Source organism: Subtercola boreus (assembly GCF_003399635.1).
Classification (GTDB): Bacteria; Actinomycetota; Actinomycetes; order Actinomycetales; family Microbacteriaceae; genus Subtercola; species Subtercola boreus_B.
This window is the reverse complement of sequence record NZ_NBXB01000013.1, coordinates 1-14,676: the sequence shown is the minus strand read 5'-3', so window position 1 is coordinate 14,676 and position 14,676 is coordinate 1. Positions and strand designations below refer to the sequence as shown.

The following is a 14,676-nucleotide window of genomic DNA, read 5'->3' as shown; positions in this document are numbered from 1 at the left end:
TCACAGTCGCCCGTATTCGCTCTGGTCGTGCTCGGCCGGGTTCCAGCGCTCGGTCGGCGCTCTCTCGCCCCGAAGGTCTTCGAGAAGTCTGGTGATGGCATCCATCACCAGCGCCGTCGCCTCGGCAAGCGCCGACTGGGTGAGCGGCGCTCCCCGGAAACGCGCGAGGTCGACCTCGTCGCCGTACTTGATGTGAACCGTCTTCCGCGGGAACACGCTGATCTTCTTGCTCCACCGGGGCAGGATCGCCTGGGTTCCCCAGTGGGCGACCGGGATGACCGGCAGACCGTTCTCGAGCGCGATCCGCACGGCGCCGCTCTTGCCCCGCATCGGCCAGAGCCCAGGGTCTCGGGTCAGCGTGCCCTCGGGGTAGACGATCACACCCTCCCCCGCCGAGGTCAACGAAAGAGCCGCGTCGAGCGGATTGTTGCCGTGCGTACGGCCCGACCGCTCGACGGGCACCTGTTTGATCGCCCGGAGCGCCCTGCCGAGCACCGGAACCTCGAACAGCGACGCCTTGGCGAGGAACCGCGGAACCCGACCGAGCCGCCAGACCGACCAGCCGATGATGACCGGATCGATGTCGCTGTAGTGGTTCGGTGTCAACACGAAGGCTCCCGCGCGCGGGAGCTTCTGGGCATCCTGAACCTCGAGCTTCGCCAACAGGGCGACCACCGGGATGACCGGGGCGGCCAGCAGGCGAAAGGTGAGGTTCTTCTCCGAGCGGCGCGAATCGGCCTGGCCCCCAGCCACGCCCACGCCTACGCCTCGAAGGAGAAGTCGGCTCCCAGCTTCTTGAGCTTGCCGGTGAAGTCGCCGTAGCCGCGGCTGATCAGCCCGACGTTCGAGACGCGCGACGTGCCCTGGGCCGTGAGAGCTGCGATGAGGTGGCTGAAGCCGCCCCGCAGGTCGGGAACCTCGATGTCGGCACCGTGCAGCTTGGTCGGGCCGGTGATGACCGCGGCCTGCTCGAGCGCACGACGGGGAACGCGGCGGTTGCCGCCCTCGAGGCCGTTCTTGTGCACCTCGATGTCGGCGCCCATCTCGACGAGAGCGTCGGTGAAACCGAAGCGGTTCTCGTACACGGTTTCGTGCACGGTCGACGTTCCGATCGCCTGGGTGAGAGCGACGATGAGCGGCTGCTGCCAGTCGGTCATGAAGCCGGGGTGCACATCGGTCTCGATCACGACGGGCTTGAGGTCGCCGCCCGGGTGGAAGAAGCGGATGCCGTCCTCTTCGATGTCGAAGTCGCCACCGATCTTGCGGAAGACGTTCAGGAAGGTCATCATCTCCTGCTGCTTCGCGCCGACGCAGAAGATGTCGCCCTTGGTGGCGAGGGCGGCGGATGCCCAGCTCGCGGCCTCGTTGCGGTCGAACAGCGCGCGGTGGTCGTAACCCTTGAGCTTCTCGACGCCCTCGATGAGGATGACGCGGTTCGGCTCGATCGAGATGATCGCGCCCATCTTCTGCAGCACCGCGATCAGGTCCATGATCTCGGGCTCGATGGCCGCGTTCTTCAGCTCGGTGGTGCCCTGGGCGCGCACACCGGTGAGCAGGACCTGCTCGGTGGCGCCGACGCTCGGGTAGGGCAGCTCGATGTTGGCGCCCTTCAGCCCGTGGGGCGCGGTGATGTTGATGCCGCTCGGGAGCTTCTCGACGACGGCGCCGAAGGCACGGAGCGCATCGAGGTGGAAGTCGATCGGGCGGTCACCGATGCGGCAGCCGCCGAGGTCGGGGATGAAGGCGTGCCCGAGACGGTGGAGCAACGGGCCGCAGAACAGGATCGGGATGCGCGACGAGCCCGAGAGCGCGTCGATCTCGGCGCTCTGGGCGATCGCCACATTGGCCGGGTCGAGCACGAGGGTGCCGGACTCGGGGCTCCCGGTGATCTCGACGCCGTGGATCTCGAGGAGACGCGACACAACGTGCACGTCGCTGATGTCGGGCACGTCGCGGAGCACACTCTTGGTGTCACCGAGGAGGGCCGCGACCATGGCTTTCGTGACGAGATTCTTCGCGCCGCGCACGTCGATCCGGCCCCGGAGCGGGCGACCGCCGTGCACGATGATCGTGTCGGAGAGAAGACCCACGTGGGCCGCCGCCTTCTGTGCGTCGAGAACGAGCTGGGCGTCTTGGAGGAGAGTGTTCATATAAGGGTGCTGCCTACTTCACTGGGAGGGTCTTCGGTCGCCAGCTCTGCCGGCGACTCTCGAAATCTGTGATCTCTGCCTCGCTTCGCAGAGTGAGCCCGATGTCATCAAGACCTTCGAGCAGCCTCCATCGAGTGTAGTCATCGATGTCGAACGGGACTGTGAGCGACCCGACAGAGACCGTCTTCGAGAGCAGGTCGACGGTGATCTCCCGGCCGGGTTCGGCGTCGATCGCGGCCCAGATCGACTCGATGTCGGCCTCGGTGAGCTGAGCCGCGAGCAACCCCTGCTTGCCCGAGTTGCCCCGGAAGATGTCGCCGAAACGGGAGCTCAGCACGGCCGCGAAGCCATAGTCACGAAGCGCCCAGACGGCATGCTCGCGAGAGGAGCCGGTGCCGAAGTCGGGGCCGGCGACGAGCACCTTCGCCCCGGCGAACGCGGGCTGGTTCAACACGAATTCGGGATCCTGGCGCCAGCCGGAGAAGAGAGCGTCTTCGAAGCCGGTCTTGGTGACCCGCTTCAGGAAGACGGCGGGGATGATCTGATCGGTGTCGACATTCGACCGCTTCAGCGGTGCGGCGATGCCGGTGATGACGGAAACGGCTTCCATGGTCTAGACCGCCTTCGGTGCTGTGGTGGCGAGTTCGTCTGTGGTGGCGAGTTCAGGGGCCTGCTCGAGGTCCCACGGGCTCGACAGCGTTCCACGGATCGCGGTCGCGGCCGCGACCAGCGGCGACACCAGGTGGGTGCGCCCGCCCTTGCCCTGGCGGCCCTCGAAGTTGCGGTTGGAGGTGGATGCGCACCTCTCACCCGGCGCAAGCTGGTCGGGGTTCATGCCGAGGCACATCGAGCAGCCGGCGAAGCGCCATTCGGCGCCGAACTCCTCGACGATCTTGTCGATCCCCTCGGCTTCGGCCTCGATGCGCACCCGGGCAGAGCCCGGAACGACCATGACGCGAACATTGTCGGCCTTCTTCTGCCCCTTGATGACCGAGGCGAAGGCCCGTAGGTCTTCGATGCGGCTGTTCGTGCACGACCCCATGAAGACCGCATCGACGGCGATCTCCTTCATCGGGGTGTTGGCGGTGAGCGCCATGTATTCGAGAGCCCGTTCGGCGTTCGCCCGGTCGTTCGCATCGATGATGGTCGACGGGTCGGGCACGTTCTCGCTCAGCGAGACGCCCTGGCCGGGGTTCGTACCCCAGGTGACGAACGGTTCGAGGGTGTCTGCGTCGAGGAACACTTCGGCGTCGAAGACGGCGTCGTCGTCGGTCTGGAGGGTGTTCCAGTAGGCGACGGCGTCGTCCCAGTCGGCTCCGGCGGGAGCATGCGGGCGGCCTTCGAGATAGTCGTACGTGATCTGGTCGGGCGCGACCATGCCCGCCCGCGCACCGGCTTCGATCGACATGTTGCAGACGGTCATCCGCCCCTCCATCGAGAGGCTCCGGATGGCCGATCCACGGTATTCGAGCACGTAGCCCTGCCCGCCGCCGGTGCCGATCTTCGCGATGACCGCGAGGATGATGTCCTTTGCCGTGACGCCCGGTCGGAGCGCGCCCTCGACCGTGATCGCCATCGTCTTGAAAGCCTTCAGCGGCAGGGTCTGCGTGGCCAGCACGTGCTCGACCTCGCTCGTGCCGATGCCGAACGCCATCGCACCGAACGCGCCATGGGTCGAGGTGTGCGAGTCGCCGCAGACCACCGTGATGCCGGGCATGGTGAGCCCGAGCTGCGGGCCGACGACGTGCACGATGCCCTGCTCGACGTCGCCGAGCGAGTGCAGGCGCACGCCGAACTCCTTCGCGTTGCCCCGGAGGGTGTCGATCTGGGTGCGACTCGTCAGGTCGGCGATCGGCTTGTTGATGCCGAGTGTCGGGGTGTTGTGGTCTTCGGTGGCGATGGTCAGGTCGGGACGCCTCACCGGGCGGCCAGCCTGCCGCAGGCCGTCGAAGGCCTGCGGGCTCGTCACCTCGTGCACGAGGTGGAGGTCGATGTAGAGGAGGTCGGGGGCACCGTCTTCACCCTTGACGACCAGATGGTCGTTCCAGACTTTCTCTGCGAGGGTCAGTCCCCTGGTCTCCGACATGCTTCCCACCTTCGAATGCGGCAATCTATCCGCTCATTCTAACCGCGCACCCCCGGATTGATTCCCGGCCGACACCGTCAGTAACGCACGCTCTGTTTCAGGTCGGACTGGATACGGCGGAGTTCCGAGGTGAAGGTGGCGACGGCCGCCTGGTCGAGTGCTCCGTCGGCTGCGCGCTTCCGGAGTTCTGTGCGAACGGCCGCGCGAAAGCTGTTCAGCAGAACATCCACCTCGCGGAGGGTCGACGCGTTGAGGGTGCGCACGGCGTCAGCGCTCTGCGATGCTGCAGCGGCCGACTGATCGGCGCCGTCGCGCGTGTCACGCGCCGCCGCCGCGAGTTCGGCACGGAGGCTTCGCATCGCATCGTTCACGCCTGCCCTGAGGCCGTCGGCGAGCATCCGTACCGAGTCTGTCACCTTGTCTTCAATGTTCGAGAGCTCGGGCAGGCGGGAGTCCAGTTCTGCGCGGCCCGCATCGGTGATCTCGTAGACGGTCTTCCGGCCATCCGTGGACTTGGTGACCAGGCCGTCTTCTTCGAGCTTCGCGAGGCGCGGGTAGATCGTGCCGGCGCTCGGGCTGTAGGTGCCGCCGAAGCGGTCGCTGAGGGCCTGGATGAGTTCGTAGCCGTGCCGGGGCTGTTCAGCGAGGAGGTTCAGGAGGTACAGCCGCAGGTGACCGTGGCCGAAGACGGGGTTCACGCGGGCACTCCGCCCTGAGGCAGGAGCCCCGGTTCGCCGGTCGTCGGTGGAGCATCCACTCTCCTCATCGAGGTGATGTCGCCCGAGACGGAGTTGGCACGAACCTCCACGAAGTGGCCGTCGAGCGAGCCGCTGGTGAAGTTGTTGCCCTTGCCGCGCGTCGAACGGAAGGTCGAACCGTCGAGGGTCAGAACACCCGAGACCGTGTTCACGTTGTAACGCGCGCCGAAGCCCTCGTCGAGCCGAACGGTGAAGTCGCCGGAGACCGTGTTGTTGGTCAGGGCGTCGACGGGGCCGGTGATGTCGAGGAACACGGCTGAGGAGACGCCGTCGGCCGAGAACGTCGGGATGCGGCCACTCACCGTGAGATCGCCCGAGACGCTGTGCGCCACGATCGGCCCCGTGTGGTTCTGCACGGAGACCTCACCGTTGACCGTGTTGATCTCGAGGCTGCCGGCGACCCCGTCGATCACGATGTCTCCGGAGACGGTGCTGACCTTGGCGTCGGCCGCCAGCCCCGAGAGGAGGGCACTCGCCGATACGACGCCGAACTTCAGGGCGATGTGGCGAGGGACGAGCAGGCTGATGTCGGCCTTCGCCGTTCCCCGGAAGGAGGCGAAGACGTCGATGAAGTTGTCCCAGCGGAGCTGCGGGTGGTCGATCTCGAGTAGGTCGTCGTCGATCGACACCTTCAGGTCCTTGCCTTGTACCGAGTGGATCTCGACGCGCGCGCCGGGCTCATCGTGGCCGATGACATCGATCCTGCCGCCGATGAGGCTGATCTTCACCGAACGCACCAGTTCGAGGTCGATCACTTTGGGCCCTCCGATGAGCCATTTCTCCAGCGCCATGTACTTTCTCCTTCGAGCTATATCGCGTTTTACCCAGAGTAGGCAGCAGGATGTTGCGCGTCAAGCTATATCGCGAGTTCAGTCATACGTTCTCAGCAACTGCCAGAGATGCTGGTGGGCGCGTCGGCGAGTCCGTCACCCGGAACCTCCGGGAGCCCCAGACGAGCCGATTCGGCCGCCCCTCCTTCAGCCAGACGGCCACCACCTCGTCGACCTGCACCACGCGCCTCCTCCTGTTTGTTCGAAGATACGTTCGAATAGCTGACTGTAGGCCGAAAAAGGTGGACACGCCAAACAGTGCTTATAGCTGAAAGTCTGCTTTGAAGTCAAAAAGGTGAACATATGAAAAAACAAGTGACAAATGCATGTCTCATCGGATACGTTCTTCCCGATGTCGCCGTCGCAGGGGGCGCTCTTCCTTTGTCAATTCCACTTCAGGAGCACCCATGCACGGTATTTCCCTACCTGAGCGCGCCACGAGCCGGCCACCGGCTTCGCGCGGTCTCGCGAAAAGACTGGCCATCTTCGGCGCAGCAGCGGCTCTCGCTGTCGTACCGTCGCTCGCTCTCGCCCCCGCAGCCTTCGCTGCTGGCGAATTCAGCGTCACCTCCCCCGCAGCCGGGGACACCAACGTCGCGCAGGCCGGCCCCGGCCTCACCGGCTTCACCGGCACAAACCTCAACGCTGGCGACACCGTGCAGGTGTACTACACCGCTGCCGACGGAACCGTGAACACGCCCGCCATCTTCGGCGGCGTTCAGGTCGACGGCGACGGCAACTGGAATGCGATCGCGAACTTCGGCGCCCTCGCGCCCGGTCAGACCCTGGTCAACGTCACGGTCAAGGAGCTGAAGGACAACGAAGCAGGAACCGTCGTCGCGACCCTCCCTCCCTATGCCTTCACCTTCAAGGACGCACCCGTGCCCGGTGATCCGTTTGCGGTCACCTCGCCCGAGCAGCTGAGCACCGTCGACACGGCCACCCCGGTCTTCAAGGGAACCGGCACCCCAGGTGCCACCGTCGAGATCCAGTACACGGGCCGCGCAGGCAACCAGGACAGCGCCGGCAAGACCACCGTCAAGGCCGACAAGACGTGGTCGATCACCACTGACTTCAGCGACCTCGAGCCCGGTGGAGGCACCGTCGAGACCGACGGCATCCGCGTTCTCACCTACCAGACGGACGCCGACGGAAACGAACTCCCCGGAGCCGACCGCCAGGCCATCGTGTTCTACTTCGCGACCGCACCGGTGCCGCTGATCCCGCTGAGCCTCACGCTCGACCCGACCTCGACCACCGTCTCCAACACCGCCCTGACCGGAATCGCCTTCACGGCCACGGGCTTCAGCCCCGCCGAGTCGCTCACGCTCCTCATCAAGGATCCGACCGGCACGGTCGTCGTTCTGCCCGGTGCCGACACGGCCGCCCAGCTCTTCGCTGATGCGAAGGACGGCAGCGCCAAGGGTGCGATCATCCTCGCGGCCAACGCCCCCGTCGGCGACTACACCGTCGCCCTGACGGGTGACCGCTCCGCGCGAGTGGCAACCGGCACCTTCACGGTCGTCGCCGACCCGACGCCGACCCCCACCCCGACGCCGACCCCCACCACACCGGCCAACGGTGGCGGTAGCGGATCGGGCGGCAGCGGATCCGGCAGCAGCGGAACCGGCAGCCTGGCCAACACGGGTCTCGACGCATCAGGCATCGGCGCCCTCGCCGGTGGATTCCTGCTCGTCGGAGCCGGCGTGGTCTTCGCCTTCCGTCGCAAGGCGAACGCGTAACGCCTCGGCGTCACCTCTCGCGCCAGCTTCACCACTGGCGTCAGCTTCACCACTGGCGTCACTGAACACCTTTCTCTTTTCTTCTTCTCACCCGTTTGGAGCTCCACATGTTCGACGAGAAATTCATCACCAACGCCATCAACCGCAGCGCTGAGACCAAGCTCGACCGCCGCAAGCTGCTCGCAGCCGCAGGGATCGGTGCCGCCGGCATCGGCGCCGCCGTTCTCGCCCCGGCCGCCGGCGCTGTCGCGGCCCCCGCCGTCTCGGCTGCCGGCATCAGCGACGGTTCGATCCTGAACTTCGCGCTCAACCTCGAATACCTCGAGGCTGAGTTCTACCTGCACGCCGTGACGGGTGCGGGTCTGCCCGCGAGCCTCACCGGTGGCAAGCAGACCGTCGGTGCGGTGACCGGTGGCAAGCAGGTCAAGTTCGCGACGCCCGCGATCAAGGCCTACGCCGAGGAGATCGCGGCCGACGAGCGTGCGCACGTCGCGTTCCTGCGTGCAGCACTCGGCTCCGCTGCCGTCTCGCGCCCCGCGATCAACATCTCGGACGCCTTCACCTCGGCTGCCGTCGCGGCCGGCGTGATCAAGCAGGGCCAGACCTTCGACCCGTATGCCGACGAGGTCAGCTTCCTCATCGGTGCCTTCATCTTCGAAGACGTCGGAGTCACCGCCTACAAGGGTGCAGCAGCTCTCGTCACCAACAAGACGTACCTCGAAGCCGCTGCGGGCATCCTCTCAGTCGAGGCGTACCACGCCGGAATCGTGCGCACGAGCCTCTACCGCATCGGCGTCGAGACCCCCGCGGTCATCGACACGGTCAACAAGATCTCGGCCGCCCGCGACAGCCTCGACGGCTCGACCAGCCTCGACCAGGGCATCACGGTCAACGGTAAGGCGAACCTCGTTCCGACCGACTCGAACGGCATCACCTACAGCCGTACGCCCGGCCAGGTGCTGAACATCGCCTACCTGAACCCGAAGGCCGTCAAGAAGGGCGGGTTCTTCCCGGCCGGCGTCAACGGCGACCTGAACACCTCAGGCGGCGCTGCGTAACCCGCAACCGCATACTGGGAAGGGCCCTCGCTTCGGCGGGGGCCCTTCTCTCTTGAATGGAGCACCAGGTGGCCCAGCGAAGCGCACCCAAAGTCGGCACCACCGAGCCCGAGTACGAGCTCACGACCGCGCTCGACACCGATCCCCTCGGGCTGTTCGAGGGCCTGCCCGCCGAAGACCTCGCCTACGCCGCCCGCGCGCGCGGTTTCGTCGAGGTCGAGGTGCTGCCGGTGATCGACGGCTACTGGGACCGCGCGGAGTTCCCCGCGCAGCTCGCCCGCCGCCTCGGCGAGCTCGACCTGCTGCGGGAGGGTACCGACATCCCGGGGTTCGCTCCGATGTCGAAACTCGCCGCCGGGCTCGTGAACCTCGAGATCAATCGGGGCGACGGCTCGCTCGGGGCGTTCATCGGCGTGCAGGGCGGGCTCGCGCTCCGGTCGGTCGCGGCCTTCGGCACCGACGAGCAGAAGAGCCGCTGGCTCGAACCCCTCGCCCGCGCGACGGAGTTCGGCGCCTTCGCCCTCACCGAACCGACGCACGGCTCGGATTCCGTGGCGCTCGAGAGCACCGCGACGGAGGCGACCCGGGACGGTACCGCCGGTTACCTCCTGAACGGCGAGAAGAAGTGGATCGGCAACGGCTCCCTCGGCGGCCTCACGATCGTCTGGGCACGAACGGCCGACGGGGCGGTGCGCGGCTTCCTCGTCGACCAGGAGACTCCCGGATACCGGGCCACGGTCATTGAGCAGAAGGCCTCACTCCGCGCGATCTGGCAGACGCACATCGTACTTCGTGAGGTGTTCGTGCCGGAGAATGCCCTTCTGCCCGGGGCGACCTCGTTCCGCGAGACGGCCCGATCCATCCAGGCGACCCGCCTCTCAGTCTCCTGGGCCGCCCTCGGGCACGCCACCGCCTGCTACGAGGCGGCGGTGCAGTACGCGGCCCAGCGGAGCCAGTTCGGCCGTCCCCTGGCCGCTTCGCAGATCGTGCAGGAGCGGCTCGCCCGCATGCTGAGCGAGCTCGGCACGATCCAGTTGTACTGCTTCCAGGCGACGGCTCTGGATGCCCGCAGCGCCCTCACGGCCACGCAGGCCAGTCTCACGAAATTCACCAGCACGCGAACCGCCCGCGCCATCGCGTCCAACGCGCGGGACCTGCTCGGCGGCAACGGCATCCTGCTGAAGCACTCGGTCGCGCGCCACCTCGCCGATCTGGAGTCGCTGCACACCTACGAGGGCACCGAGACCATCCAGGCCCTCCTGATCGGGCGTTCCATCACGGGGGTCTCCGCCTTCGCCTGAGCCGTCACCGCACGGGGGCGATTGTCGTTATCGTTGACGAGGTACTTCGTACCAAGAGGAGCCAGCATCCGATGAGCACAGCGCAGATCGTTCCCGCCCCCACCTCGCCCGGGGCCCGCATCGCCGGCTTCGGCTTCGACAGGGGCTCGCGCATCGTCACGAACGACGATCTGTCCCAGACGTTCGACACCAACGACGAGTGGATCACCCGCCGGGTCGGCATCCGTGAGCGCCGTTTCGCGACCGCCGACGAGACCGTCGTCTCCATGGCTGTCACAGCCGGCCGCATGGCCCTCGAGGATGCCGGGATGCTGCCCGCCGACATCGACACCGTCATCGTGGCCACCTGCACGATGCCGTCGCAGATCCCGCACGCCGCGACGCAGGTCGCCGCCGGACTCGGCATCGAAGCTCCGGGCTCGTTCGACCTCAATGCCGCCTGCGCAGGGTTCTGTTACGGCCTCGGTGTTGCGTCGAGCGCCATCAAGAACGGCGCCGCGAGGAACGTGCTGCTGATCGGCGCCGAGAAGCTCACGGACTGGGTGGACCAGACCGACCGTGGCAACGCGATCATCTTCGGCGACGGCGCGGGAGCCGTCGTGGTGACGGCGAGCGAGGTCGATGAGATCGGCCGGGTGGCGTGGGGCTCAGCCGAGAAACTCGTGTCGACCATCCACATCAAGGACCGCGACTCGTTCATCTTCCAGGAGGGCCAGTCGGTGTTCCGCTGGGCGTCGACCGCGATCGCTCCTGTCGCCCTGCGTGCCGTCGACGCATCCGGGGTCGCCCTCGGGGACATCGACGCGCTCGTCACGCATCAGGCGAACCTCCGGATCGTCGAGGCGATCGCCCATAAAGTGAAGGACGCAGGCGCCCGCGACGACCTGATCGTGGCCGACGACATCGTCACGACGGGCAACACATCGTCGGCGTCGATCCCGATCGCTATCGCGCGCATGCGCGAGGCCGGCACGCTGAAGTCGGGTGACCTCGTGCTCTCCGTCGGGTTCGGCGCGGGACTCACCTACGCGGGAATCGTCTTCCGCCTGCCCTGAGACCCGACGCTCAACTCAGCACCTGCCCGGCGCCGACACAGGCGGCAACACAGGTGCCGACGGTAAGGTAAGGCTTACCGTGGCGTCGACTCTGCCGCGCACGCGCACAGAAGCTCCCCCGTGCGGAGCGGTCGCAGCCACCGCGAGCCGCCGCACGCTCTTCCTGCTGGCACTGCTGCTCCTCCTGCTGCTGCTCGTCAACAACTTCAGGGTGCCCCGGATGCTTCTCGCCCTCCTCGTCGGCAGCGCGCTCGGCCTCGGCGGGGCCCTCATGCAGGCCATCACTCGCGACCCCCTGGGCGACCCGGGGCTGCTCGGTCATCCTCGACCCCGACGCCGAGGTCACGAAGGCGTACAGCGCGGCCAGCGTGCTGAGCATCCCCGTCGTGCTCGACCAGCTCGTGCCACTGCTGGCCACGGCCGCCGCCAGGTAGCGGGCGCCGCGCCCTCCGGCCCGAGCCTTCCCGCTCGGCCCGTCCCGCCCGACCCTCCCTCGGGACCGCCAGGTGCGGTCGGGATCGCCAGCTCCACTCGGCGGTCTCGGCCCGAAGTGGCGGTCTCGCTGTCGGGGACGGGGTGGATTTTCGGAGCGCCGGAAGCGCGGATCAGGCTATCAGCGGGCTTTTAAGCCGTTCGAGCCGGTCGCGCCGCCGGCCACCTCCATCAGGCCCCGGATGCCGCGGCGGTGGCGCTCGCCAACAGACGCGGCTCGGGCTCACCGGGCCACCGGCCGAGCAGCATTGCGCTCGTGCCCGCGATCGCCGCCGCTGAGTCGGCGCGGGCGGCAGACGCCGCCTCGGCAGCAGACAGCGCACCCTCGCCGGTCACCCGGCGCAGCACCTCGATCACCAGGTCGCCGGTACGGATCAGCGTCGACTCGGTTCCCGTCTCGACGGCGACGATCACGGTCGACTCCGGCCGGGGATCAGCGTCGGCGCCCCCACCACTGTGTGCGCCGGCGCCACCTCCGCCATCCGCATCCCCGCCGTCCACAGCACCTCCGTCCACAGCACCTCCGTCCATAGCACCGACATCCGCGCCTGCGCCCCCACCGGGCCCCGCCCCACCGCTGCCGAGCACCGCTCGCCCGCCCGTGCCCTCGACCAGCGTGTCGAGCGGTTTCGCCACCTCCTCGCCGTCGACCACCCAGTGCTGCTCGACGTGGCTTCCGCCGTTCAGGATGACCGTGGCGAGCACCGCCGCGTAGACCGGGTCACCGCAGGCGTCATACACCCACCGCGTGCCGAGCACCGAGTGCTCGACTCGTCCGATCAGTGAAGCGTCGGCTCCGTCGAGCGGGGCCGCGCGGTACGTCACCGGAACCTGCAGCACCGGCCCAGCGGTCTCCCCCTCCTCCGCCCGGAGCAGCATCGTCTCGATGCCCACCTCACCCGCGGGGTCGTCGAACCGGAAGGAGCCGACCTGCGCCAACGCGCCGCTGGAGGCATCCGTGCCTCGCGAAGGCTCGTCCGCAGCACTGAACCACGGCTGCCCGGGCACCCACCCCTGCAGCAGCTCGAGTTTCGATGGGGTCAGTACCGCTTTGTAAAGAAGAGCCATGACCCGATCGTAGGCCCGCGGGCGGCCCGGACGTCAGATTGCAGCGAGTTCACCGAAATCGCCGAGTCAACCGAGCTCGGCGAGCGATGGCGGGTGCGCCCCGGCCCGGGAGACCGTGATGCGGGCACTCTCGAGCGCCGTGCGCGCGATGGCCTCTACCTGCTCACCGTCGAGGCGTCCGGCCAGAATCTCGGGCACGAGTCCGTCGCGGAGGATCGCATACAGCATCCCCGACATGAACGAATCGCCCGCTCCGATGGTGTCGACCACCTCGACTGGCTGCGCGGGCAGTGCCACGCGAACGCCGGGGGCCGCGAGCAGGCAGCCCTCCCCTCCCCGCGTCACACCCACGAGTAGGCTCCCCGCATCGAGAAAGCGCGAGACGACCGTCTCGAGATCGACGCCCGGATACAGCCACTCGGCATCTTCATCGCTGAGCTTCACCACATGCGCATCCGCTGCGAGCGCTTCGACATCAGCCACGACCGATTCCCTGTCGGGTGTGATGCTCGGCCGGACGTTCGGGTCGTAACTGAGCAGCACGTCGCCTCGCGCCCGGGCATCCGCGAACAACCGGCGGATCTCGCCGGCCCCGGGACGCAGCACCGACGCGATCGATCCGGTGTGGAGCATACTCGTGCCGTCCGCGATCTCGCCGCGGTCGAGCTCCCACACGATGTCGAATTCGTAGCTGGCCCGGCCTTCGGCGTCGAGGTGCGCCGTGGCGGTGGAGGTCGGGGCATCCAGAGCCGTGGCCTGCTCGAGCACCACGCCGGCCTGCTCGAGGTGCCGGATGATGGTCCGCCCGTACTCGTCTGAGCCGACCTGCGCGCGGAAGGTCGTGGGCACGCCCAGCCGCGCGAGCCCGTAGGCGACGTTCAGCGGGCTGCCACCCGGATGCACGACCGGAGCTCTGTCGTCTGCGGCACTCGCGTCGCCGTCCCGCACGACGATGTCGACGAGCGCCTCCCCGATGACCAGGACGGCGGGGACAAGCACGGCGGGGACCAGCACCTCCGGCGGCAGCGCGCCGGAAGCCAGCACGGACGGGGGCTGCGGGTCTTCGCTGACGGTCACGCCACCATCCTAGACTGGGCTCGGGCACCGGCCACGGCCGGACGGGCCCACGTGGTGCAGTCGAGGAAGCAGGCAACGATGACGTCGAGGGACACACTGGTCAGAGGGCTCTGGACCCTCTTCGAACCCATCCACGCGGTGACGTACTTCTCGGCGGAGTCGCGTGCGGCCTTCGCCGCCATCGGCCTGACACGCTACTGGGACGGCTACTTTGCGGGTCGGTCCGCCCCGCTCGGCGCGGTGTCCGCTGCCCCCGTCACCGCCCTGTTCAGCGGGTTCGCCCCGATGCTCGTCGAGCGCGCGCTGCCCGCTGCGTGGTCGGTCGCTTCGCCCGCCGCAGTTCTGGATGCCCGGGCGGCCGGTGCGGCATCCACCCTCCGAACCCTGGTGCCCGACGAGGATGTCGCGGCCCGCGCCGTCGCGGCCCTCGCCCCCATCGCGGCCGAAGTGGACACCATCGGGCGTCCGCTCGCCGCAGCGAACCGCGCCCTCACCGCCACCGGCGACCCGTACCGCGACCTCTGGCAGGCGACGGCCACCCTCCGCGAGCACCGCGGCGACGGTCATGTGCTCGCCCTGGTCACCGAGAACATCGCGGGCCTCACCACCGTCGTTCTGCGGAGCGGCCTCGACCTCGACACCTCGTCGATGAAGCGGTCGCGCGGCTGGAGCGACGAGGAGTGGGATGACGAACAGTCCGACCTCGTCGACCGCGGGATGCTCGACTCCGACGGCCTCATCACTTCCGCCGGCCGTGACACGATCGACCGCGCCGAGCAGCTGACGAACCGCCTCGCGACCACCCCCTGGTCGGGCCTCAGCGATGCCCGGCTCGCAGCGGTCGCGGCGGCGCTCGCCCCCCTCGCCAACGCCTGCGCGCCGCTCTACCCGCAGCCGAACCCGATCGGCATGCCGACCCCCTGGGACGCGGCGGCCGACCCGTCGGGCGCGACGATCCTCGCGGGCCCCACCCCGCGCTGACGCGCCCCGCGGCACCGGGGCCCGCGCCGCCCGCGCGCCCCCGCGCGGCGCCCCAAGCGCCCCCGCTCAGCCCGTCGC

14 protein-coding genes are annotated in these 14,676 nt (G+C 68.2%); 6 read left to right on the top strand and 8 right to left on the bottom strand.

The features are described from left to right. From B7R22_RS04365 to B7R22_RS04340, 6 genes are all read right to left on the bottom strand, one after another. The gene (locus B7R22_RS04365; protein WP_116410589.1) at positions 1-759 is read right to left on the bottom strand and encodes a lysophospholipid acyltransferase family protein; all 759 of its coding nucleotides are present in this window, start codon (positions 757-759) and stop codon (positions 1-3) included. 2 nt (positions 760-761) lie between these two features. After that, complete coding sequence (murA, locus tag B7R22_RS04360) at positions 762-2,150, bottom strand: UDP-N-acetylglucosamine 1-carboxyvinyltransferase (RefSeq protein WP_116410588.1); 1,389 nt, start codon at positions 2,148-2,150, stop codon at positions 762-764. Between the two features lie 13 nt (positions 2,151-2,163). Further along, the gene (leuD, locus tag B7R22_RS04355) at positions 2,164-2,760 is read right to left on the bottom strand and encodes a 3-isopropylmalate dehydratase small subunit (RefSeq protein WP_116410587.1); all 597 of its coding nucleotides are present in this window, start codon (positions 2,758-2,760) and stop codon (positions 2,164-2,166) included. A 3-nt stretch (positions 2,761-2,763) separates the two neighbouring features. Then, the gene (leuC, locus tag B7R22_RS04350; protein ID WP_116410586.1) at positions 2,764-4,236 is read right to left on the bottom strand and encodes a 3-isopropylmalate dehydratase large subunit; all 1,473 of its coding nucleotides are present in this window, start codon (positions 4,234-4,236) and stop codon (positions 2,764-2,766) included. A 77-nt stretch (positions 4,237-4,313) separates the two neighbouring features. Then, a complete protein-coding gene (locus B7R22_RS04345; RefSeq protein ID WP_116410585.1) occupies positions 4,314-4,934 on the bottom strand; it encodes a PadR family transcriptional regulator in 621 nt (206 codons plus the stop codon). Then, positions 4,931-5,785: a DUF4097 family beta strand repeat-containing protein gene (locus tag B7R22_RS04340; protein ID WP_116410584.1), complete on the bottom strand. Its 855-nt coding sequence runs from the start codon at positions 5,783-5,785 to the stop codon at positions 4,931-4,933. The genes B7R22_RS04345 and B7R22_RS04340 overlap by 4 nt, the downstream gene beginning before the upstream one ends. Before the next feature lie 446 nt (positions 5,786-6,231). Between B7R22_RS04340 and B7R22_RS04335 the strand changes: the two genes are divergently transcribed. From B7R22_RS04335 to B7R22_RS20420, 5 genes are all read left to right on the top strand, one after another. Next, positions 6,232-7,566: an LPXTG cell wall anchor domain-containing protein gene (locus B7R22_RS04335; protein WP_116410583.1), complete on the top strand. Its 1,335-nt coding sequence runs from the start codon at positions 6,232-6,234 to the stop codon at positions 7,564-7,566. A gap of 107 nt (positions 7,567-7,673) precedes the next feature. Then, on the top strand, positions 7,674-8,624 hold the full coding sequence (locus tag B7R22_RS04330) for a ferritin-like domain-containing protein (protein WP_116410582.1): 951 nt from the start codon (positions 7,674-7,676) through the stop codon (positions 8,622-8,624). Positions 8,625-8,692: 68 nt separating this feature from the next. Further along, positions 8,693-9,925, top strand: coding sequence for an acyl-CoA dehydrogenase family protein (locus B7R22_RS04325; protein ID WP_253258874.1), 1,233 nt, complete (start codon positions 8,693-8,695; stop codon positions 9,923-9,925). Positions 9,926-9,996: 71 nt separating this feature from the next. Beyond that, on the top strand, positions 9,997-10,980 hold the full coding sequence (locus tag B7R22_RS04320; RefSeq protein WP_116410580.1) for a beta-ketoacyl-ACP synthase III: 984 nt from the start codon (positions 9,997-9,999) through the stop codon (positions 10,978-10,980). A 220-nt stretch (positions 10,981-11,200) separates the two neighbouring features. Then, the gene (locus tag B7R22_RS20420; protein WP_216363392.1) at positions 11,201-11,608 is read left to right on the top strand and encodes an iron chelate uptake ABC transporter family permease subunit; all 408 of its coding nucleotides are present in this window, start codon (positions 11,201-11,203) and stop codon (positions 11,606-11,608) included. A 35-nt stretch (positions 11,609-11,643) separates the two neighbouring features. On the opposite strand, the gene B7R22_RS04310 is transcribed toward B7R22_RS20420, so the two are convergent. Further along, on the bottom strand, positions 11,644-12,540 hold the full coding sequence (locus tag B7R22_RS04310) for a maltokinase N-terminal cap-like domain-containing protein (RefSeq protein ID WP_116410579.1): 897 nt from the start codon (positions 12,538-12,540) through the stop codon (positions 11,644-11,646). Between the two features lie 66 nt (positions 12,541-12,606). Beyond that, a complete protein-coding gene (locus B7R22_RS04305; protein WP_253258873.1) occupies positions 12,607-13,617 on the bottom strand; it encodes a carbohydrate kinase family protein in 1,011 nt (336 codons plus the stop codon). A 78-nt stretch (positions 13,618-13,695) separates the two neighbouring features. On the opposite strand from B7R22_RS04305, the gene B7R22_RS04300 reads away from it, so the two are divergent. After that, positions 13,696-14,598, top strand: coding sequence for an SCO6745 family protein (locus tag B7R22_RS04300; protein WP_116410578.1), 903 nt, complete (start codon positions 13,696-13,698; stop codon positions 14,596-14,598). Positions 14,599-14,676 lie beyond the last annotated feature (78 nt).